The sequence below is a fragment of the Actinopolymorpha sp. B11F2 genome (assembly GCF_040195635.1).
Taxonomy (GTDB): Bacteria; Actinomycetota; Actinomycetes; order Propionibacteriales; family Actinopolymorphaceae; genus Thermasporomyces.
Genome location: NZ_JBEFTX010000004.1, coordinates 1 through 19,992 on the forward strand (window position 1 = coordinate 1; position 19,992 = coordinate 19,992).

Annotated in this window: 20 protein-coding genes; 8 read left to right on the forward strand and 12 right to left on the reverse strand. The window is 69.5% G+C overall.

Annotation, left to right across the window (positions count from 1 at the left end):
- Positions 1–355: 355 nt before the first annotated feature.
- Both ABN034_RS08845 and dapA read right to left on the reverse strand, forming a co-directional pair.
- Positions 356–2,047: a ribonuclease J gene (locus tag ABN034_RS08845; protein WP_349326389.1), complete on the reverse strand. Its 1,692-nt coding sequence runs from the start codon at positions 2,045–2,047 to the stop codon at positions 356–358.
- A 178-nt stretch (positions 2,048–2,225) separates the two neighbouring features.
- Entirely contained in the window at positions 2,226–3,143 is a 918-nt protein-coding gene (gene dapA, locus ABN034_RS08850; protein ID WP_349690515.1) for a 4-hydroxy-tetrahydrodipicolinate synthase, read from the reverse strand.
- 326 nt (positions 3,144–3,469) lie between these two features.
- Here dapA and thrS point away from each other — a divergent pair, with 326 nt between their 5' ends.
- A complete protein-coding gene (gene thrS, locus ABN034_RS08855; protein WP_349690516.1) occupies positions 3,470–4,909 on the forward strand; it encodes a threonine--tRNA ligase in 1,440 nt (479 codons plus the stop codon).
- A gap of 22 nt (positions 4,910–4,931) precedes the next feature.
- Here thrS and thyX read toward each other — a convergent pair whose 3' ends face one another.
- Positions 4,932–5,708 carry an FAD-dependent thymidylate synthase gene (gene thyX / locus ABN034_RS08860; RefSeq protein WP_349326386.1) on the reverse strand — a complete coding sequence of 259 codons (777 nt, stop codon included), beginning with the start codon at positions 5,706–5,708 and terminating at the stop codon, positions 4,932–4,934.
- A 243-nt stretch (positions 5,709–5,951) separates the two neighbouring features.
- Between thyX and ABN034_RS08865 the strand changes: the two genes are divergently transcribed.
- Complete coding sequence (locus ABN034_RS08865) at positions 5,952–6,950, forward strand: DUF4432 family protein (RefSeq protein ID WP_349690517.1); 999 nt, start codon at positions 5,952–5,954, stop codon at positions 6,948–6,950.
- A 35-nt stretch (positions 6,951–6,985) separates the two neighbouring features.
- Here the strand turns inward: ABN034_RS08865 and ABN034_RS08870 are convergent, their stop codons facing one another.
- The 7 genes from ABN034_RS08870 to ABN034_RS08900 form a co-directional block, all read right to left on the reverse strand.
- On the reverse strand, positions 6,986–8,194 hold the full coding sequence (locus tag ABN034_RS08870; RefSeq protein ID WP_349690518.1) for a cysteine desulfurase-like protein: 1,209 nt from the start codon (positions 8,192–8,194) through the stop codon (positions 6,986–6,988).
- 200 nt (positions 8,195–8,394) lie between these two features.
- Entirely contained in the window at positions 8,395–9,570 is a 1,176-nt protein-coding gene (gene paaE / locus ABN034_RS08875) for a 1,2-phenylacetyl-CoA epoxidase subunit PaaE (protein WP_349690519.1), read from the reverse strand.
- A gap of 64 nt (positions 9,571–9,634) precedes the next feature.
- The gene (gene paaD, locus ABN034_RS08880) at positions 9,635–10,132 is read right to left on the reverse strand and encodes a 1,2-phenylacetyl-CoA epoxidase subunit PaaD (RefSeq protein ID WP_349690877.1); all 498 of its coding nucleotides are present in this window, start codon (positions 10,130–10,132) and stop codon (positions 9,635–9,637) included.
- A 5-nt stretch (positions 10,133–10,137) separates the two neighbouring features.
- A complete protein-coding gene (paaC, locus tag ABN034_RS08885) occupies positions 10,138–10,950 on the reverse strand; it encodes a 1,2-phenylacetyl-CoA epoxidase subunit PaaC (RefSeq protein WP_349690520.1) in 813 nt (270 codons plus the stop codon).
- Complete coding sequence (gene paaB / locus ABN034_RS08890) at positions 10,947–11,240, reverse strand: 1,2-phenylacetyl-CoA epoxidase subunit PaaB (protein WP_349326380.1); 294 nt, start codon at positions 11,238–11,240, stop codon at positions 10,947–10,949. The genes paaC and paaB overlap by 4 nt, the downstream gene beginning before the upstream one ends.
- Positions 11,237–12,268 (reverse strand): 1,2-phenylacetyl-CoA epoxidase subunit PaaA, encoded by a 1,032-nt coding sequence (paaA, locus tag ABN034_RS08895; protein ID WP_349690521.1) that lies wholly within the window; start codon positions 12,266–12,268, stop codon positions 11,237–11,239. Before paaA ends, paaB begins: the two co-directional genes overlap by 4 nt.
- 54 nt (positions 12,269–12,322) lie before the next feature.
- Positions 12,323–12,631: a hypothetical protein gene (locus ABN034_RS08900; protein WP_349690522.1), complete on the reverse strand. Its 309-nt coding sequence runs from the start codon at positions 12,629–12,631 to the stop codon at positions 12,323–12,325.
- 95 nt (positions 12,632–12,726) lie between these two features.
- On the opposite strand from ABN034_RS08900, the gene ABN034_RS08905 reads away from it, so the two are divergent.
- Genes ABN034_RS08905 through ABN034_RS08920 form a run of 4 tightly spaced genes read left to right on the forward strand, consistent with a single transcriptional unit; the run spans position 12,727 to position 15,019 of the window.
- Positions 12,727–13,299 (forward strand): CGNR zinc finger domain-containing protein, encoded by a 573-nt coding sequence (locus tag ABN034_RS08905; RefSeq protein WP_349690523.1) that lies wholly within the window; start codon positions 12,727–12,729, stop codon positions 13,297–13,299.
- Between the two features lie 20 nt (positions 13,300–13,319).
- A complete protein-coding gene (locus tag ABN034_RS08910) occupies positions 13,320–13,868 on the forward strand; it encodes a GNAT family N-acetyltransferase (RefSeq protein ID WP_349690524.1) in 549 nt (182 codons plus the stop codon).
- 54 nt (positions 13,869–13,922) lie between these two features.
- Positions 13,923–14,720 (forward strand): AzlC family ABC transporter permease, encoded by a 798-nt coding sequence (locus ABN034_RS08915; protein WP_349690525.1) that lies wholly within the window; start codon positions 13,923–13,925, stop codon positions 14,718–14,720.
- Complete coding sequence (locus ABN034_RS08920; RefSeq protein WP_349326374.1) at positions 14,717–15,019, forward strand: AzlD domain-containing protein; 303 nt, start codon at positions 14,717–14,719, stop codon at positions 15,017–15,019. The genes ABN034_RS08915 and ABN034_RS08920 overlap by 4 nt, the downstream gene beginning before the upstream one ends.
- Positions 15,020–15,057: 38 nt before the next feature.
- Here ABN034_RS08920 and ABN034_RS08925 read toward each other — a convergent pair whose 3' ends face one another.
- The gene (locus ABN034_RS08925; protein WP_349690526.1) at positions 15,058–16,311 is read right to left on the reverse strand and encodes a hypothetical protein; all 1,254 of its coding nucleotides are present in this window, start codon (positions 16,309–16,311) and stop codon (positions 15,058–15,060) included.
- A gap of 264 nt (positions 16,312–16,575) precedes the next feature.
- Here ABN034_RS08925 and ABN034_RS08930 point away from each other — a divergent pair, with 264 nt between their 5' ends.
- Positions 16,576–17,469 (forward strand): phytanoyl-CoA dioxygenase family protein, encoded by an 894-nt coding sequence (locus ABN034_RS08930; protein ID WP_349690527.1) that lies wholly within the window; start codon positions 16,576–16,578, stop codon positions 17,467–17,469.
- Between the two features lie 7 nt (positions 17,470–17,476).
- On the opposite strand, the gene ABN034_RS08935 is transcribed toward ABN034_RS08930, so the two are convergent.
- Positions 17,477–18,328: an SDR family oxidoreductase gene (locus tag ABN034_RS08935; RefSeq protein WP_349690528.1), complete on the reverse strand. Its 852-nt coding sequence runs from the start codon at positions 18,326–18,328 to the stop codon at positions 17,477–17,479.
- 132 nt (positions 18,329–18,460) lie between these two features.
- Here ABN034_RS08935 and ABN034_RS08940 point away from each other — a divergent pair, with 132 nt between their 5' ends.
- The gene (locus tag ABN034_RS08940; RefSeq protein WP_349690529.1) at positions 18,461–19,981 is read left to right on the forward strand and encodes a hypothetical protein; all 1,521 of its coding nucleotides are present in this window, start codon (positions 18,461–18,463) and stop codon (positions 19,979–19,981) included.
- Positions 19,982–19,992: the final 11 nt, after the last annotated feature.

The following is a 19,992-nucleotide window of genomic DNA, read 5'->3' on the forward strand; positions in this document are numbered from 1 at the left end:
TTCCTGACCACCAGGCCGCGACCATCCCCGCCCACAGACCGGTTCACCTTCCTGACCACCAGGCCGCGACCATCCCCGCCCACAGACCGGTTCACCTTCCTGACCACCAGGCCGCGACCATCCCCGCGGGCATGGCTCACGTGGCGCTCCCAGCCAGGATGGCCCAGTGACGCCGATACCCGCCGTGATCATGACGGTGATCATGACGGTGATCATGAAGCGAAACCGGACCATGAAGCCGAACCGTGTCCATCACCCTCTCTGCGTTCATGACCACGATCATGATCACGGGCATGCGAGGCGGGTGCGGGCCGGCGCGCCCGCGTCATGGGCTCAGATGTAGCTGGGACGTGACTCAGACCTCGACGACCACCGGGATGATCATCGGGCGGCGGCGGTGGGAGTCACTCACCCACTTGCCGACCGTACGCCGGATGATCTGCTGCAGTTGGTAGGTGTCGTCGATGCCTTCCCGGCCGGCCCGGTCGAGCGCCTCCTCGATCAGCGGGCGGACGGGATCGAAGACCCCATCGTCCTCGGCGAACCCGCGCGCCTTGATCTCCGGACCACCGGTCACCTTGCCGGTCACCGAGTCGACGACCACGATGACGGAGATGAAGCCTTCCTCGCCGAGGATGCGGCGATCCTTCAGCGACGTCTCGGTGATGTCGCCCACCGTGGAACCATCGACGTAGACATAGCCGCAGTCGACCTTGCCGGCGATCCTGGCCACGCCATCGATCAGGTCGACGACCACGCCGTCCTCCGCCACCACGACCCGCTCCCGCCGTACGCCTGTCGCGATGGCGAGGTCCGCGTTGGCCCGCATGTGCCGGATCTCGCCGTGCACCGGCATGACGTTGCGCGGGCGGACGATGTTGTACGCATAGAGCAGTTCGCCCGCCGACGCGTGGCCCGACACGTGGACCAGGGCGTTGCCCTTGTGCACGACGTCGGCACCCCAACGGGTGAGTCCGTTGATGACCCGGAAGACCGCGTTCTCGTTGCCCGGGATGAGTGAGGACGCGAGCACCACCGTGTCGCCGGGCTCGACCCGGATCTGCGGATGGTCGCGTCCGGCGATTCGCGACAGGGCCGACAGGGGCTCACCCTGGGATCCGGTCGAGATGAGAACGACCTCGTTCGGCGCGAAGTTGTCGAGTGCCTTGAGGTCGACCAGAGTGTTGGGCGGTACCCGGAGAAAGCCGAGGTCTCCGGCGACCCCCATGTTGCGGACCATCGACCGGCCGACGTAGGCAACCTTGCGGCCGTGCTCGACGGCGGCGTCCATCACCTGCTGCACCCGGTGGATGTGCGAGGCGAAGCAGGCCACGATCACCCGCCGCTCCGCCCGCGCGAAGATCCGGTCGATCACCGGGGTGATGTCGCGTTCTGAGACGGTGAAGCCCGGCATCTCCGCATTGGTCGAGTCGACCAGGAAGAGGTCGACACCCTCCTCGCCGAGCCGGGCGAACGCCCGCAGGTCGGTGAGCCGGCGGTCCAGCGGGAGCTGGTCCATCTTGAAGTCACCGGTGTGCAGGACGACACCGGCGGCAGTGCGGATGGCGACCGCGAGAGCGTCGGGGATCGAGTGGTTGACCGCGATGAACTCCAGGTCGAACGGACCGAACTGCATCCGCTGGCGTTCCCGGACCACATGCCGGGGAACGTCCTTCAGCCGGTGCTCGCGCAGCTTGGCCTCCACGAGCGCGAGCGTGAGCTGCGACCCGACGAGCGGGAGGTCACGCCGCTCGCGGAGAAGGTACGGCACCGCGCCGATGTGGTCCTCGTGCCCGTGGGTGAGCACGACGGCCTCGATGTCGTCCAGGCGGTCCCGGATCGGCTCGAAGTCGGGCAGGATCAGGTCGACGCCCGGATGGTGGTCCTCGGGGAACAGGACACCGCAGTCGACGATGAGCAACCTGCCCTCGTGTTCGAACACGGTCATGTTGCGACCGATCTCGCCGAGGCCGCCGAGGGGGATGACGCGGAGGGCGCCGGGCGGGAGGGCGGCGGCTGGTCCGAGCTCGGGGTGAGGGTGGCTCATGCGCGTTCTCGCTTCGCTGCGAACCCGCAGGAGCCACCACGCGGGCTGTACTGACTGAGTCGCTCGCTTCGCTCGCTCACTGCGCGTTCTCGCTTCGCTGCGAACCCGCAGGAGCCACCACGCGGGCCGTACTGACTGAGTCGCTCGCTGTACTGACTGAGTCGCTCGCTTCGCTCGCTCATGGGGCGAGACCGGCCTCCTGCAGATCTGTCCGTAGTTGCCGTATCTGATCTTCGGTGGCCGGGATGAGCGGGAGACGGACGGCGCGGCTCGGCACCAATCCCCGCAGCTCCAACGCGGCCTTCGCCATGATCGCACCCTGGGTGCGGGTCATGATCGCCTGGTACGCAGGAATGAGCCGCCGGTCGATCTCCCGCGCGGCCGCGAGGTCACCTACGTCGACGGCTCGGATCAGCGCGGCGTACTCAGCCGCCGCCACGTGACCGACCACGCTGACGACGCCGACTCCACCCATGGCCAGCAGGGCGAGGTTCCATTCGTCGGCGCCGCTGTAGATCGCGAGGTCGGTGCGGGCCAGCACCTCGGTCGTGGCGGCCATGTCGCCCTTGGCCTCCTTGAGGGCGACGATGCGGCCGTGCTCGGCAAGTCGGACCAGCGTGTCGGTCGCGATCGGGGTGCCGGTGCGCCCGGGGATGTCGTACAGCATCACCGGCAGCCCAGTGGAGTCGGCCACCGCACGGAAGTGGGCGAGGAGGCCAGCCTGCGGAGGCTTGTTGTAGTAGGGGGTCACGACCAGAAGGCCGTGCACACCTGCCTTCTCCGCCTGCTGCGACAGCTCGATCGCATGCTTCGTGTCGTTGGTGCCCGTGCCGGCCATGACGGTGGCCCGGTCACCGACCGCCTCGAGGACGGCGCGCAGCAGGGCCTCCTTCTCGGCGTCGGTGGTGGTCGGCGACTCACCAGTCGTCCCGCTGATCACCACGCCGTCTGCGCCTGCGTCGACGAGGTGGCTGGCCACCCGCTGAGCGGCGTCGAGATCGAGGTCACCCGCCGGTGTGAAAGGCGTGACCATGGCGATGAGGTTGCGCCCGAACGGGGCGCGTGCCCGGTCGTCGGGCGTTGAACTTGGACCCATGGGACCTCACGGTACCGGTCTGAGCTCCGATCGTGACGTCGCATCGCGATGCCTCGGCCGAACGTTCCTGGCCCGGCCCGGGCTTGGTGGGTGGCTGGACGGGAAATGGCCGGGAGGTCGGCGAGGAGGACCGGTTAGAGTGGGAGACGTGATTCTTGCGCAGGCCAGGCTTTGGCACACGACGACGCCGCACGTCGCTTCCGGCGACGCGAGCGGCCTGCCTCGTCGATGACCTGACCCGGCCGTACGCGCGATGGCCCCGGGAGCGATCCCGGGGCATTTCTGCGCCTGGGCTCGCTCCTCCCTCTTTCGAAGGAGCACACCCGATGTCCGTTTTGGCCCAGCCCGCAGACCAGTCCCCACCCTCAGACCAGTCCCCAGCGATCGACCGGTCCCAGGCAGTCGACCGGTCCCAGGCAGTCGACCGGTCCCAGGCAGTCGACCGGTCCCAGGCAGTCGACCGGTCCAGTCCGGCGGAGAGTCCGCATGACCATCGCCGTCTCGGACGCGACCTCGACATCTTCACCTCCGACGAGCTCGCCGGAGCGGGCTTCCCGCTCTGGCTCCCGAACGGTGCGGCGATCGTGGCCGAACTGGAGCGGTACATCGTCGAGGTCGAGCGCCGGTCGGGCTACCAGCACGTGCGTACCCCTCCGGTGGGCAAGCGGGAGCTCTACGAGCGGTCGGGGCACTGGCAGCACTTCGGGCCGGACATGTTCCCCCCGATGCCGCTGGGCCGTGGGGACAACGACGCCGACGCCGACGCCGACGCCGATGCCAAGGCCGGCCGGGACGAACTCGTGCTGCGTCCCGTGCTCTGCCCCCACCACGCACTTGTCTTCCGGTCGCGGCTGCGCAGCCATCGCGAACTGCCGCTGCGGATCGGCGAGGTCGGCCCGCAGTTCCGGATGGAGCGTTCAGGCGTCGTGAGCGGACTGACCCGCGTGCGCGGCATGATCCTCAACGACGCCCACGTCTTCTGCCCGTTGGACCGGGCTGCGGAAGAGGTCGCCGCGGTCCTGCAGATGATCGACCAGGCGTACGACGTCCTCGGGATCCAGGCCGCTTACCACAGTCTCTCGCTACGCGGACCGGCCGAGGCCGGCAAGTCGTACGCGGGCAGCGAGGAGATGTGGCGGCAGGCCGAGGTGGTGCTTCGCCAGGCACTCGACCTCCGTGGAGTGGAGTACCGCGAGCAGCCCGGCGAGGCCGCGTTCTACGGGCCGAAGATCGACGTCCAGGTCTACGACGCACAGGGCCGGGAGTTCACCCTGTCGACCGTCCAGGTGGATCTGTACCAACCTGAACGGTTCGACCTGGAGTACGTCGCGCCAGACGGCAGCCGGCAGCGACCGGTGATCGTGCACCGGAGCGTTCTCGCCTCGATGGAACGTATGGTCGCCTACCTGCTGGAGGCCTACGGCGGAGCCCTCCCGGCGTGGCTGTCGCCGCTCCAGGTGAGGGTCCTTCCCGTCGGACCCGACGAGCGCGACGCAGCCCGGAAGGTCGCGCAGCTCGGCCTCGAGGCTGGCCTTCGGGTGGACGTCGACGACCGGGACGAGAGCCTCGGCGCACGTGTCCGCAACGCGCAGCTGCGCAAGGTGCCGTACGTGGCGGTGGTGGGTGCGCGCGAGGCGGCGGGCGAGTCGGTCGCCGTCCGCCTGCGCGACGGGCAGCAGGCAGGGGTGGTGGCGGTCGAACGCTTCGTCAGCGGCGTAAGGCATGCCGTCGAGTCACGTACCAGCGACCTAACCCTGCCGAAGTGATCACCCGCGACGGCTCAGGGACTCAGGGCGCGACTCGGCCGTTGCGTTCGAAGGCGGCGTGGCTGATCGGCATGAGTTCGGCCCAGGCGGCTTCCATCTTCTCCGCGACCATCTCGATCTCCCGCTGCGGGAACGACGGGAAGGTGGAGTCGTCCCGCCTCACCCGGAGGGAGAGGAAATTCATCAACGACCGCGCGTTGACCGTGACGTAGGCCGTGGAGTAGATCGTGAGCGGCAGAACGATCCGAGCGACCTCGCGGGCGATTCCGGCGTCGAGCATCCGATGGTAACTCGCGTAGGCCTCGGTGCACTGCCGCCGCGTCTCTTCCTCGACGAGCTTGTGCTGGTCAGGCGTACCGTCGACGAAGTAGTAACGCCCGGGCTTGCCCTCCTGCACGAGCTTGCGGTCAGGCCCGGGCACATAGAACACGGGCCGCAGCTCCCGGTAGCGCCCGGACTCCTCGTTGTAGGACGCCATCCGGTGTCGCATCATCTCGCGGAAGACGAAGATCGGTGCGTGGACGTGGAAGGTCATCGAGTTGTGCTCGAACGGTGACCCGTGTCGGCTCCGCAGTAGGTAGTTGATCAGGCCCTTGGACCGCTCGGCATCGGCTTCGACGTCCTCGATCGACTGCTCGCCCTTGGTCGACACCCGAGCGGCGAAGAGCACATCGGCGTCCCGCGCAGCCGAGCGCACCAGCTCCACCGTGACGTCCGTGCGGAACTCGACCGGCCCGGCCGCCTCGCCCAGCGCATGCTCATCAGGCTGACCGCCCACGGCCGGCTGCTGCCCACCCATCACATTCCTCCCGCTTGTTGCATGTCGCGATCCTCGCGTGGCACGTCCATTCGCCAGCGTAGACCCGGCCCCCGACAGGACCGGTGCGGTGCCGGCATGCGCCTGCCTGACCGGATGAACTGGCCGGATGAGCTGGCCGGATGAGGCCGGTCGCGTACGCGGGCATCGATGGCACGATCAGTGCGACCGTCCGGCCCCCACACCACCGACGGGTCCGACGGCCGGCCGACCCAGGAGGAACTCATGCCCGAGAGCCAGCAGGTACGCGATGTTCGCGGGTGGGAGGTCGTACGCCTGGGGAGTGCCGAGCTTGCCGTCGACGTCGTACCCGGCAAGGGCGGCGACATCACGTCGGTCCGCTGGCTGGCAGGCGACGTCGAGCTGATGTGGCAGTCACCGTGGGGGCTGCGGCACCGCGGAGCGCTCTTCGTACCCGGTGAGACCGAGGCGACTCTGATGGACGCCTACCCGGGCGGCTGGCAGACCGTCTTTCCCAACGCCGGCGACGCGGTCGAGGAACACGGAGTCCTCTGGGGCATGCACGGCGAGGCGTGGCTGGCGGCTTACGACTGGGAGCCCACCGGACCCGCCGAGGTGACGCTGCGGACGCGCCTGGTCCGCAGTCCGTTCGAGATCGAGCGTCGGATCGGCGTCGTCGGCGCCGACCTCACTGTCACCGAGACGGTACGCAACGCCGGCGGCGTCCCGGTCGAGGCGGCGTGGGGGCATCACGTGGCGTTCGGGCAGCCGTTCCTCGACGGGAGTTGCCGCCTCGACACGCCGGGCGCGACCGTGGTGGTCGACGACGAACGCGACGAGCCGGCGTCGGACCTCGTGATCGGATCGCGGTTCGTCTGGCCCGAGGGACCCGACCGCGCGGGCGGCGTCGTCGACCTACGCCATGTCCCGGGCCCCGATCCGGCGCGGCCTGTCGAACGCCTCTACTACCTGATCGACCTGGCTTGCGGTGAGGTGTCGCTCACCAACCAGCGGCTCGGCGTGCGGGCCGCCCTGACGTGGGACACGTCGGTGATGCCGCATACCTGGATGTGGTATGAGATGCACGCAGGTGCGGGTTTCCCGTGGTACCAGTCGGTGTACGTCCTCGGCATCGAGCCACACTCGAGCTACCCCGGGCAGGGCCTGCACGCGATCCGGCGCAAGACCGGCACTCAGCTGCACGTCGAGCCGGGCGGGTCGCGGACCGCGACCACCACCCTCAGCGTCAACCGGGAGCGCTGAGGGCCTTCGTCCGGCACGGCACGCGGATTCGGATGTTACGGCCCGAGCCCGGCGACGACGTCCAGCAGGCGGTCGACGTCGGAGCGGTCGTTGTAGTGGACGAGTCCCGCCCGGACCGCTCCCCCATCGTCGCGCAGGCCGAGTGCTCCGGTGAGCTCCCAGGCGTAGCTGTGTCCGCTCCACACGTTGATCCGGTGCGCCGCGAGGTGTGTGGCCACGTCGCGCGGGTGATGGCCTTCGACCCGGAAGTAGACGGTCGCGGTCCGTCGTGCCGGCCTGCCGTACGTCGTCACGTGGGGCATCGCGTCGAGTCCGTCCAGCAGCGTCGTGAAGAGTTCCTGTTCACCGGACTCCACGGCGGCCATCGAGGCGAGCACCCGGGCGCGACGGGTACTGCCGGCCGCGGCCGAGCCCAGGTCCGCGAGGTGTTCGACGGCGGCGGTCACACCGGCCAGATCGGCGAACGGAGCGGTGCCGGTCTCCATGCGTACCGGGATCTCGTCCGGCGCGGGCAGAAGCTTGTCCGGCCGCAGCGTCTCCAGGACCGCGGGATCGGCGACGACCGCTCCCACGTGCGGACCTGACCACTTGTACGCACTGGTGGCGTAGAAGTCGGCCCCCAGCGCGGCGACATCGACTGGTCCGTGCGGGGTCGCGTGGACGCCGTCGACGTAGGTCAGTGCGCCGGCAGCATGGGCTTTCGCCGCGATCGCCGCGACGTCCGGCCTGGTGCCGAGGATGTTGCTCGCCGCGGTCACGGCGACGAGTCGCGTGCGCGCGGTGAGCAGGTCGCCGTACTGCTGGACCGGCAGTTCGCCGGTCGAGAGGTCAACTTCGGCCCAGCGCACGACGGCGCCCGCGCGCTGCGCGGCCTGGACCCAGGGGCGGACGTTCGCGTCGTGGTCCAGCCTCGACACGACGATCTCGTCGCCAGCGGCCCAGCCGGCCGCGAGAGTCGTCGCGAAGCGGTAGGTGAGCGTCGTCATGTTCGGCCCGAGCACGACACCCGCCGGATCGCCGCCCACGAGATCCGCGACCGCGTTCCGGCACTCCGCGACGATCGCGTCCGACCGTCCGCTGGCCGGGAACGTCCCGCCCTGGTTGCCGAGCCCGGCACGGTAGGCCGCCACGATGGCGTCGATGACCGACTGGGGCACCTGGGTGCCGGCCGCTCCGTCGAGATAGGCGTACCCGTCGGCGAGCGCGGGATAGCCGGCGCGGACCTTGCTCACGTCGTACGTCACGACACCCCACCGTAGCCGCACCGCACCCGGCGGCGGTCGCTCCCGTGATCATGATCGTGATCATGAAGAGAAAGCGGCCTATGCGTACGAAAAACCCTCATGATCACGATCACGATCATGATCACGGAACGGCACGCGCATCGCCCGGATCAGTGGGAGAGCGTCGGGGGTCAGCGGAGCCTCGTGGGGTCAGCGGGAAGTCAGGCGTCGTAGTCGACGACGAGTCGGTCGCTGGTGGGATGCGACTGGCAGGTGAGGACGTAGCCTCGCTCCACCTCATCCGGTTCGAGGGCGTAGCACCGGTCCATCGTGACCGTTCCCTCGCGAACCTTCGCCCGGCAGGTGCCGCACACCCCGCCCCGGCACGCGAACGGCGCGTCACTGCGTACGCCGAGAACGCCTTCCAGCACCGGCGGTCCGGCCCGGTCGAGCAGAAACGTCGAGCGCCGACCGTCCATGATCGCCGTCACCTCGCAGGCGGCCGCTGAACCGGATACCCCAGCCGCAACCGCCGACCCCGCCTCGACCGGCAACACCTTCCCAGCCGGCGACACCGTCTCGGCCGGCGCGGTCGAGTTCGTCGCCGGCCCGACGTGGAAGAGTTCCGAATGCACCCGCTCGCGAGCGACGCCGTGCGCGCGAAGGACCCGCCGCAGGTCGTCCACCATGGCGTACGGCCCGCAGAGGTACCACCCGTGCACCGACTCCGCGTCGACGAGGGTCTCCAGGAACGTTCGCAGCTTCGCCCCGTCGATCCGTCCGCCGAACAGCGACACCTCGGGCTGTTCGCGGGAGAGGACGTGAACGAGGTGGAACCGGTCGGCATACCGGTCCTTCAGGTCGGCGAGTTCCTCGACGAACATGATCGACGCGCTGGTCCGGTTGCCGTACAGCAGCGTGATCTGGCTCTTGGGCTCGAAGGCCAGCACGCTCGCGCACATGGACAGGACCGGCGTGATGCCACTCCCGGCCGCGACGAAGCACAGGTGCCGGCCAACCAGCGGGTCGGGCGTGACGCAGAACCGGCCCGTGGGCGTCATCACGTCGACAAGGTCGCCGGCCCGCATCCGCTCCAGTGCGTACGCCGAGAACCCGCCATGCGCGACCCGTTTGACTCCGATCCGCAACCACCGCGGCCCGTCTGGACCGGCCGGATCGCCTTCGGCGCAGATCGAGTAGTTGCGGCGGAGGTCGTCGCCGGCTTCGGGCGTCCGTACCGTCACGTGCTGCCCGGGTAGGAAACGGTAGGCGTCCGCGAGTTCGGCGGGCACCTCGAAGGTCACCACCACCGCGTCATCGGTCTCGCGCCGCACGTCCGCGACCCGCAGCGCATGGAAGACGGCGTGCCGGTGGCCGGTCAGCTCTGTCCCGCTCATAGTTCTGGCCCGCTCATAGTTCTGGCCCGCTCATAGTTCTGGCCCGCTCATAGTTCTGGCCCGCTCACAGCGCCTTCATGTGTTCGAAAGGCTCGCGACAGGATCGGCATGACCGCAAGGCCATGCACGGCGTCGGCCCGAACCGCGACACCTCACCAGTGTCCGGCGATCCGCAGCGCGGGCAGCGCACCGAAAGCTCCACCAGGACTGGGCTCCCGTCCGGCGTGTCTCTTCGCGGATGGGGAGGCGCGATGCCGTGGTCGGCGAGCTTGCGCCGACCCGCCGGCGTGATCAGGTCGGTGGTCCACGCCGGGCTGAGGACGGTACGCACGTGCACCTCGCGCGCTCCAGCCGTACGCAAGGCCGCCTTGACATCGGCCTGGATCGCTTCCAGGGCTGGGCATCCGGAGTAGGTGGGCGTGATGTCCACCTCCACGGCGCCAGCCTCGACACGTACGCCGCGCAGGATGCCGAGCTCGTCGATCGTCAGCACCGGCAGCTCGGGATCGACCACCGACGCCGCGACGTCGTAGGCCTCTTCCGGCGTACGGATCCCGCCCATGTCGGTCACCAGAGCGCCCCCGGATGCGTACGGACCAGATACTGCATCTCCGCCAGCAGGTAGCCCATCGCCTCGGTGTGGACGCCCCGCCGCCCGCCGCTCACCGGAGTGCCGCGCACATCCGGCATCCGTAGAGTCGCCTCGGTCACGACCCCGGCGACATAGGCGTCAAAGCTCGGACGCATGGCCGCCCGGTCGACCGCCTGCCCGTCGGCCACGAGGCCGCGCTCGACAGCGTCGGACTCGAACAGCTCGTCCACGCAGGGCCACACCGTGTCGAGGCCGGCTTGCATACGCGCGTGGCTCTCCTGCGTACCGTCGCCAAGGCGGAGCACCCACTGGGTGGCATGGTCGCGGTGGTAGGCGACCTCCTTGACGGCCTTGGCGGCGATCGCGGCGAGTGTGTCATCGGTGGAGGTCGCGGCCAGTCGCTGGTAGAGCTCGTACTGGTAGGCCGAGAAGACCAGCAACCGCGCCATCGTCACCGCGAAGTCACCACGTGGTTGCTCGACGAGGACGACGTTGGTGAAGGCGCGCTCATCCCGCAGGTAGGCGAGTGCGTCCTCGTCACGCCCCTCCCCCTCGCGCTCGCCGGCGTAGGTCAGCAGCATCCGCGCCTGGCCGAGCAGGTCGAGGCCGATGTTGGCGAGCGCGACGTCCTCCTCGAGCTGCGGCGCTCTGGTGATCCACTCGCCGAGGCGTTGCGCGAGGATGAGTGCGTCGTCGCCCAGCCGGCAGGCGTACACGGCGACGTCCGGCGACGTGACGGCTCCGCTCGCCTCCACCGTCGACGTGGACGTCCCCGTGCGTGCGTTCACAGGTGCGGAGCCTCCTCGGGCACCTCGTAGAACGTCGGGTGCCGGTAGACCTTGTCCGCCGCCGGATCGAAGAACGCGTCCTTCTCCTCGGGGCTCGACGCCGTGATCGCCGTAGCCGGCACGACCCAGATCGACACGCCCTCGCTCCGGCGGGTGTAGATGTCGCGGGCATTGCGCAGTGCCATCGTGGCGTCAGGTGCGTGCAGGCTTCCTGCGTGCACGTGGGACAGTCCCCGCCTGGCACGTACGAAGACTTCCCACAGCGGCCAGTCGTTGCGTACGTCGCTCATGCCACGGACCCTTCCCGCGGCCCCGCTCGCCGGGGCACCGGCTGGTCCGGCTGCTCCGGCCGCTCACGACGGGCGGCCCGCTTGGCGGAATAGGCGAGAGCCGCTTCGCGCACCCAGGCGCCCTCCTCGTGCGCGCGGATCCGGTGCTCCATGCGTTGGGCGTTGCAGGGACCGTCGCCCTTGATCACGCGGAACAGTTCGTCGTAGTCGGGCTCGGTGAAGTCGTAGTGAGCCCGCTCGGGGTTCCACGCCAGGGCGTCGTCGGGGATACGCAGCCCGAGTACGTCCGCCTGCGGCACGGTCATGTCGACGAAGCGTTGCCGGAGTTCGTCGTTGGAGAAGCGCTTGATCCCCCAGGCCGCCGACTGGGCGCCGTGCGTCGACTCGGCGTCCGGCGGCCCGAACATCGCGAGGCTCGGATACCACCACCGGTCGAGCGCGTCCTGCGCCATCGCCTGTTGCCGCTGGGTTCCTCGCGACAGTGCGAGCAGGATCTCGAACCCCTGCCGCTGGTGGAACGACTCCTCCTTGCAGATGCGGACCATCGCCCGTGCGTACGGGCCGTAGGAGCATCGGCACAACGGCACCTGGTTGGTAATGGCCGCGCCGTCGACGAGCCAGCCGATCGCGCCGATGTCCGCCCAGGTGAGGGTCGGGTAGTTGAAGATCGAGGAGTACTTCTGCGTGCCCGCATGCAGCTTGTCGAGCAGCTCGTCACGGCCGACGCCGAGCGTCTCAGCCGCGCTGTAGAGGTAGAGCCCGTGGCCGGCCTCGTCCTGGACCTTCGCCATCAGGATCGCCTTACGGCGCAGGCTGGGCGCCCTGCTGATCCAGTTGCCTTCCGGCTGCATGCCGATGATCTCCGAGTGCGCATGCTGCGCGATCTGCCGGATCAGCGTCCTGCGGTAGCCGTCCGGCATCTCGTCGCGCGGCTCGATCCGCTCGTCGGCGGCGAGCAGTTCCTCGAACCCGCTCGTGGAGCCGGCTGGTTCGGCGGACTGATCCGCTCGTGCTGCGCGCGCACTCACGTAGTCAGGGTAGCAGCGCTTGTGACAGTCATGTGCAAAGTGTGCGGCTTACTGTCATACCTCGGCCCGGCAGGCCGGCGACACCGCTTCGACCTTGCCACGCACCTTCCGATGCCCGGCCGACCGAGGGTCCAGTCGATCCGCAGCCCAGGCGAGTCCCGCAGACGCGCCTCGGAGCACGAGAGCCGCCAGTCGCTGCACGACCTCGCCTAGTCGGGCCGTCGCCTCCACGCGGACCGCCGCATCCGCCCACACCGCCTGCTCCAGCAAGGGCGTCCGCCTGGCGCGACGCCACGCCTCAGCCTCGGCGATGCGGTCCTGCGTCCACTGCCTGGCGATCGATTCCGTGATCCAGCCGTTCATCTCTACCTCCTCATCGACACCAGTAAACATACTACGGTGGTGTCGCACTGCTGGCAACCGCCTTTCGAGGTATGGTGGTGTCGAGAGGTGATCTGTTGACGACGACCGCAACGACCGCAGCTGCTGACCGTGACCGGGGGGTCCCACCGGTCGGTGAGCTGCTGTGTGCGTTCGCCAACACGCTCGACGTCGACGCCGGATCCGACGACCTCGGCGACCCCGCCGCTCTGACCGACTGGCTCACCGCTCGCGGACTGGTGGACGGCGACGTCCGGGCGTCGGCGTCCGACCTCGCACTCGCCACGGCCATCCGGTCCGGCCTGCGGCAGGCGATGGTCCAGCACCACGACCGATCCGACGCTGCCCTTGCGGGACTCGACGAGGTCGCCGCACGACTTCCGCTGCGGCTCGAGTTCGTGGGCACCCACCCGCGACTCGTTCCCGCCGTCGAAGGCGGTTCCGCCGGCGTCGCTCGGCTCCTCGTAGCCGTCGCGAACGCGGAGGCCGACGGCATCTGGGCGCGGCTGAAGGTCTGCGCGGCCTCCGACTGTGCATGGGCCTTCTACGACACTTCGAAGAACAGGTCCCGGCACTGGTGCTCGATGGGCGTCTGCGGCAACCGGCAGAAGACGCGTGCCTACCGCGCCCGGCAGCGGGCGAAGGACTGACCGGCTGTCAGGATGGGCCAGTGAGCGAACCGACAGCCGACCGCAGCGTCCGCATCGCCTGGGCGGCTGACGCCCCCGATGTCGCCCGCGTCCAGGTACGCGCCTGGCAGTCCGGATACGCGCGCATCTTCCCGGCGGGGGTGCTGGACGCCCTCGACGAGGGTGCGATCGCCGAACAGTGGCGGCGGTCCCTCACGAGCCCGCCCGACGCGCGTCACCGGCTCCTCGTCGCGCTGGAGGCGGGTGCCCTCGTCGGCTTCGCCGCCACCGGGCCCGCAGACGATCCCGACTCCGACCTGCTCACCGAGGGTGCGATCACCACGTTCCACGTCGACCCCGACCACACCCGCGCCGGCCACGGGTCACGGCTGCTCCAGGCGTGTGCCGACACGCTGGTCGCGGACGGGTTCACCCGCGCGGTCAGCTGGGTGTTCACCGCCGACGACATCCTTCGCCAGTTCCTCGCAGCTGCCGGCTGGGCGCCCGATGGTGCGCACCGGGAGCTGGACCTCACCGGCGACGGGACCGTACGCATGAAGCAGGTACGCCTGCACTGCGCTCTCGCCTGAGCTCACCACGACCCTCTCCAGGGGTTGGCCCTCGCCCTGACCTACAGTCCTGGCATGCGAGAGCGCGGGACGACGAGACGGGAGGTCATTCGCGACGCGGCGGCGATCGGAATCGCGACCGGTGCGTACGGGATCTCCTTCGGCGCGATCGGTGTGGCCAGCGGGCTCTCGGTCGTCCAGACCAGCGCCCTGTCGTTGTTCACCTTCACGGGGGCCTCCCAGTTCGCGTTCGTGGGAATCGTCGGAGGCGGCGGGACACTCGTGTCGGCGACGCTGACGGCCCTCCTGCTCGGCACCCGCAACGCGTTCTACGGCCTGCGCCTGGCAGACCTGCTCCGGTTCCGCGGCGTCCGCCGCCTGGTCGGCGCCCACTTCGTCATCGACGAGACGACGGCGATGTCGGTGACCCGGTCCAGCCCGAAGCTCGCTCGGGTGGGCTTCTGGTCCACGGCGATCATCCTGTTCACGCTGTGGAACGCCGGCACCCTGATCGGTGCACTCGCCGGGGTCGCGCTGGGCGACCCGCGGACGTTCGGCCTGGACGCGGCGGCGCCGGCCGCGTTCATCGCCCTGCTCTGGCCGCAGCTCACCGACCGGCGCACCCGGGCGGTCGCCGCAGGTGCCGCACTCGTGGCGGTCGCGCTGGTGCCCGTCGTACCCGTCGGGGTGCCCGTTCTCCTCTCCGGTGCGGTCGCGATCGCCGTGGGCCTACGGCGTACGGCCCGGCCCGGCGACACCCGCGAGCTCGACGGCACCAGCGAGCCCGGCGACACCCGCGAGCCCGGCGACACCCGCGAGCCGGGCCTCGATGACGCCGAGCACACCCTCGAAGGGCGGGACAACTCGCGATGATGTGGCTCGCAGTCCTTCTGACCTCCGCCGGCAGCTATCTCACGAAGCTGGTCGGCCTGTCCGTGCCACGTCGGGTGCTCGACCGCCCTGCCGTTCACCGCATCACCGCGCTGCTTCCGGTCGCGCTCCTCGCCGCGCTCGTCGGCGTCCAGACCCTCAGCACCGGTGAACGCCTCGTGGTCGACGCGCGCCTGGCCGGGGTGGCCGTGGCAGTGGTCGCCCTGATCCTGCGGGCACCGTTCATCGTGGTCGTCGCCCTGGCGGCCCTCACCGCCGCCCTCGTTCGCCTGCTCGGCTGAGTCACCAGCCGCTCACGCTCACGAGGTGCCGGCCAGCCTCAGCGGAGGGACCTGAGCCGGCTACGCAGCCACGGCGCCAGCCGACTGCGGCGGAGCCAACTCCCGAGCGGGACTCTTCCGAGCACCCGGACGAGCCGTTGCTCCAGTGGCACCGGTCGCCCCGCTCCGGACTCGGTGGCTGCCTCCGCCTCCGCGGCTGGTGCCTGGTCTCCTGGCGGGGCGGACGCGTCCGACTCGAGTACCCGGCGAGGCACCGTGGCCACGACCGTCGCCGCCACCGCCTCAGCCGCGGCACTGACCGGCAACACTGCGTCGGCCGCGGTGAGGTGGTCGTCGACAGGTGCCTTCGGTGCGGCGCCCAGCAGGGAGATGTCGCCGACGACGCGTACGCCGAGCGCGGAGATCTTCTCCCCAGCCGCTGCACCGATGTGTGCGGCACGCTCCAGTGCCCAGGCGGGAGTGATGATGCGCAACTCGTCCGGTCCAGGCCTCCGCTCCATCTGCATGTGCTGGATGACACCGGTGCGAACGACGTTCTTGTAGAGCGTGTCCGGCCAGCCTCGACGTTTGAACTCGATGTTCAGATGGCGGATCAGCTCCGCCTCGCCCCACGTGAGCGACCGGTTCGTCCACCCTTCCTCCGGCTCCAGCAGGCCGGTCGGAAGCCCGACCAGTTCCTCGACCCGACGCATCAGCCCGAGCCGGTCCGCATCGTCCACGATGACGACGGTGACGTTGTCCGGACCGACGATCGAGGCCCAGCGCTCGACGAGAACCTCGTGGTGGTGACGTTTCCAGAACGATGGAGTCGGCCGCTTATACGGCGGCTTGTTGAGCATGCCGTCCAGCCACTCGTCGTACGACGCCCGCTGGCCGTTGCGTACGTACTGCTGCCATGACGACGGCAGGAGCTTCGTGAGCGGACGCAACGTCACCAGGATGTGTACCCGCTCACCACCCAGGGCATCGACGACCTTCCTGGCGAGCTCTGGACTGGACTCACAGAAGAACTCGCTGCTGACGATGACCCGCTTGTCGCTGGCGGCCTTCACGTGCCTGACGAGACGGTTCCAGTACGAAATCGGCGGCGGCGGATCGCCGGGCAGTCCTTTCGATCCCCTCACGGATAGCGCCGCCCCCATGTGCTGACGCTCCCGCCCGGCATAGACCACTCCATGCTCTGCCATGGCCGCCCGCGCCTGCTTCAACGCTCCCTGCAGGGCTGTGGTTCCTGTCTTGTACGGACCGATGTGCAGCAGAACAGTCCGTTCCGCAAGCAGCAGGTCACTCACCGTTTGCCCTCCCGGCCTCGAAGATGGACAACGAGTCAATATGGCTTGAACCGCTCGTTGGCGGGCATCCGGTGGCCGATACCGGCCGCTCCCAGGATGCGGGTGGCGCCCCGATGCGCTGCGTGATCCGTTTGACCAGCGGCGGACACGCGTCTCGGAGACTGAGACCTTGTTGGTGGAAAGACCGCCAGCCGGCCAGTCGTGCGCATAGCGTCGAAACACGATCCCGTGAGCCGTCGGCGCTGGCGGAGAGAGGTGGGCCACGTGGCTTCCGGATACCAGGTCCTCACCGAGGAACAGGCCGAACACTTCCTGGCCAAGGGGTTCGTCGTCATCCCCGAGTGCTTCTCGGTCGAGGCCGCCGCGGAGCTGACCGACACGGTCTGGACGAGGCTGGGCTACGACCACGACGACGCGAAGTCCTGGGCGGAGCCGTCGGTGCACATGCCCACCCATCGCCACCTGGACGTGAAGGAGTTCGCACCCAAGGCGTGGCTCGCCGCGTGCGACCTGCTCGGCGGGGAGGAACGGATCAGGCCGCCGTTCGCCTGGGGTGACGGGTTCATCGTGAACCTCTGGCAGGGCGCGGACCGACCGTGGGAGCCGGCGTCTCCCACCTCGCCGGGATGGCACAAGGACGGTGACTTCTTCCGGCACTTCCTCGACTCACCCGAACAGGGCCTCCTGACCCTGGTGCTCTGGTCGGACGTACGCCATCAGGGCGGAGCGACGTTCGCGGCAGCGGACTCGGTGGGGCCGGTCGCGCGTTACCTCGCCGAGCGGCCGGCTGGAGTGCTCCCGCTGGACTTCGACATCGCGCATCTGATCGGGCAGTGCTCGGAGTTCGTGGAGGCGACGGGCTCGGTCGGTGACGTCTACCTGCTCCATCCGTTCATCCTGCACGCGAAGGCGCAGAACATCCTTCGCGTACCACGACTGATCACCAACCCTCCGGTGCATCTGGCCGAGCCGATGCGCTTCGACCGGGAACGGTACGACGACCATTCCCTGGTGGAGAAGGCGATCCTGCGAGGGCTCGGCGTGGAGCGCTACGAGTTCACACCGACCGCACCACGGGAGAAGGTCGTTCCGGAACGCGTCCGCCGGCAGGAACGCATGAAGGCCGACGAGGCGCGCCGGCTGGCCGCGCGTTCCTGACCGGCACTCAGCCCAGGCCGACGAGCTCGGCGCTCACGTCCCAGAGACGGGCCGCGACGACGGGATCCTGGGCGAGCGGTGCGGGTGGCACAGCCGTGCGCTTCTCGAAGTAGCAGCCGGTCACGCCCTCGAGGTCAGGGCTCTCGGCGAGCTGGACGACCGTACCGGCACCTTCCTCGATGCTGATGAACTCGCGTCGCATGAAGAGCCGGATCACCGGTCGCAGCAACGCCGGCGCCGCCGACCAGATGTTGGTGTCGACGGCGCCCGGATGGACGCTGTTGACGGTGACGCCCGTCCCGGCGAGGCGGCGCGCCAGCTCGGTCGCGAAGAGCACATTGGCGAGCTTCGACCGGCCGTACGCCTTCATCGCGCTGTAGCCCCGCGCGAAACCCAGGTCGTCGAAGTCGAGCGTTCCCGAGCGGTGGCTGATGGAGGCGACCACGACCACCCGCGCCGGTGTACTGGCCACGATGAGGTCGAGCAGCAGGTTGGTGAGCAGGAAATAGCCGAGGTGGTTCACCGCGAACGTCGTCTCGATCCCGTCCTCGGTCAGCCGCCGCCGCAGGTTCACGGCGCCGGCGTTGTTGACCAGGACGTCGAGCCGGTCGAAGCGATCGGCGTACGCCTTGGCCAGCGCCCGGATCGACGCCTGCCGGGAGAAGTCACACAGCAGGTGCACCGGCTCGACCCCCGACCGGGCGCGGACGGTCTCCACGGCTGCCTGCGTACGCTCCGGGTCGCGGCCGACGAGCACCACCCGCGCGCCATGGCGCGCCAGCTCGACGCTCGTCTCCAGACCGATGCCACTCGTCGCCCCGGTCACCAGCACCGTCTTGTCCCGCACAGTCCAGGTCATGGAAGATCACCGTACCGACCGGAGCTGTCCGACCACGACACCGTGCACGGAACAGTGCGTTCGCTCGGAGTTCACCGGCGGTTCGGCGGTGTCGGCGGCGCTCCGGCGGCTGACTTGTTAGCGTTTCCGGCTGTGTCTGTCGAATCGCCGAGTGCAACCATCGAGCGTCCCCAGACCCAGCCGTCGCGGTGGTCCCTGACAAACCGGGTCCCGACAAACCGGGCGAATGTCCTGGGTTGGATCGGTGTCGCCGGGATCACCGCGGTCGTCGCGGCGACGTGGGCGACGACCCTCGCGGCCGCCTACGGCGACAACCATGAGGGCAGGGTCTTCTCCCGCTTCGCCCTCCAGGTGCGCAACCTCGCCGAACACGGTCTGGTCGGCTCGCAGTTCGCCACGGACATGGCGCCCTACGGCCGGTCGTACGCCCACCACCCGCCGCTGGCCACGATCCTCGACGCGCTCTTCTCAGCATTGCCGGGCGAGGGTGAGTACCAGATGCGGCTGGCGCCCTACCTGCTCGGTCTGCTGGCCATCCCGGCAGCGGCAGCCCTGCTACGTGCGTTCGGTCTGCGGTGGCCACCGGTGCTGGTGGCGCTCGGCATGATGGTCGTGACCGGCTTCTTCTGGGTGTACGCCCGGATCGTCTTCGACCTCGGACTGCTGATGGCGATGGCGGCGGCGATCGCCCACGTCCGCCGGCAGGCCCAGCCCTCGCGCCGGCTGCTGGTGGTCGCCTGCGTGACGAGCTTCCTCGCCACCCTCGGCTCGTGGCCGGGCATCGCGCTCGCGGCGCTGCTCGGACTCTGGCTCCTGTCCGGGCGCCGGCGGGTCGACCGGGTGACCGTGGCGGTCGCGGTGAGCATGGTGGCGGGCCTCCTCGGCAGCCTGGCGTTCATGCTGGGGGTCGCGGGGGTGAGCAACCTGTCCGCGCAGACCCGGTTCCGTACCGAAGGGGGCGACTTCACGGTCCGCGAGTTCGTCGTCCAGCAGTGGCTGTGGTTCCGCCAGCTCCTGCCGTCGTGGTACCTCGCGCTGCTCCCCGTTGGTGTCGTCGTCGGCCTGCTGCGCCGGAGGACCCGCGCCTTCACCGCGCTCGCGACGGCACTCGCCGTCGGTTGGGTGGTGCTGTTGCCGAACGGTTCGTTCATCCACGACTACTGGCCCTACATCGTGCTCATCCCTGGCGTCGTGGGGATGGCGGCGCTTCTCGATGCGGTGTGGGCGCGGGTTCCGGCGAGGCTCGGCACCCTGCGCGGCTGCATCGCCGGGCTCGTCGCGCTCGGTCTGGTGGTGGCGTTCGCCGCGATGGTGCGGGGACCGATGGCACGTGACTACATCGTTCGGCCCCTCGGCGGGGGCACTCTCGTCGCCGACCACGGTCCGGCGCCGGGGCAGGTACGCGCCTGGCACATCTCGTTCGGTGCCGTCCGATGGCTCGCCTACTACTGGGACCTCGCCCCGGCCAAGGTGCTGCCGGAGAACGCGTCCATGGCCCGCTCCGACGACCTCGCACTCATGCATCTCGACCGGATCCCCGAGTGGCTTCCCGCGTCCGTCGCCGACCAGCCGGTGGCCCGCGAAGGGCGCTACGTCCTCGTCCGGATGGCCGACGTCCAGGCTGCCCTCCGCCACCGGTCGCCCGGAGAATGATCACGTTCCCC

Excerpts from the sequence above, each read along its gene's own strand:
- ABN034_RS08845 (WP_349326389.1), bottom strand. The coding sequence starts at position 2,047 with ATGAGCCACCCTCACCCCGAGCTCGGACCAGCCGCCGCCCTCCCGCCC.
- dapA (WP_349690515.1), bottom strand. The coding sequence starts at position 3,143 with ATGGGTCCAAGTTCAACGCCCGACGACCGGGCACGCGCCCCGTTCGGG.
- thrS (WP_349690516.1), top strand. The coding sequence starts at position 3,470 with ATGTCCGTTTTGGCCCAGCCCGCAGACCAGTCCCCACCCTCAGACCAG.
- thyX (WP_349326386.1), bottom strand. The coding sequence starts at position 5,708 with ATGGGTGGGCAGCAGCCGGCCGTGGGCGGTCAGCCTGATGAGCATGCG.
- ABN034_RS08865 (WP_349690517.1), top strand. The coding sequence starts at position 5,952 with ATGCCCGAGAGCCAGCAGGTACGCGATGTTCGCGGGTGGGAGGTCGTA.
- paaE (WP_349690519.1), bottom strand. The coding sequence starts at position 9,570 with ATGAGCGGGACAGAGCTGACCGGCCACCGGCACGCCGTCTTCCATGCG.
- paaD (WP_349690877.1), bottom strand. The coding sequence starts at position 10,132 with ATGGGCGGGATCCGTACGCCGGAAGAGGCCTACGACGTCGCGGCGTCG.
- paaB (WP_349326380.1), bottom strand. The coding sequence starts at position 11,240 with ATGAGCGACGTACGCAACGACTGGCCGCTGTGGGAAGTCTTCGTACGT.
- ABN034_RS08900 (WP_349690522.1), bottom strand. The coding sequence starts at position 12,631 with ATGAACGGCTGGATCACGGAATCGATCGCCAGGCAGTGGACGCAGGAC.
- ABN034_RS08915 (WP_349690525.1), top strand. The coding sequence starts at position 13,923 with ATGCGAGAGCGCGGGACGACGAGACGGGAGGTCATTCGCGACGCGGCG.
- ABN034_RS08920 (WP_349326374.1), top strand. The coding sequence starts at position 14,717 with ATGATGTGGCTCGCAGTCCTTCTGACCTCCGCCGGCAGCTATCTCACG.
- ABN034_RS08935 (WP_349690528.1), bottom strand. The coding sequence starts at position 18,328 with ATGACCTGGACTGTGCGGGACAAGACGGTGCTGGTGACCGGGGCGACG.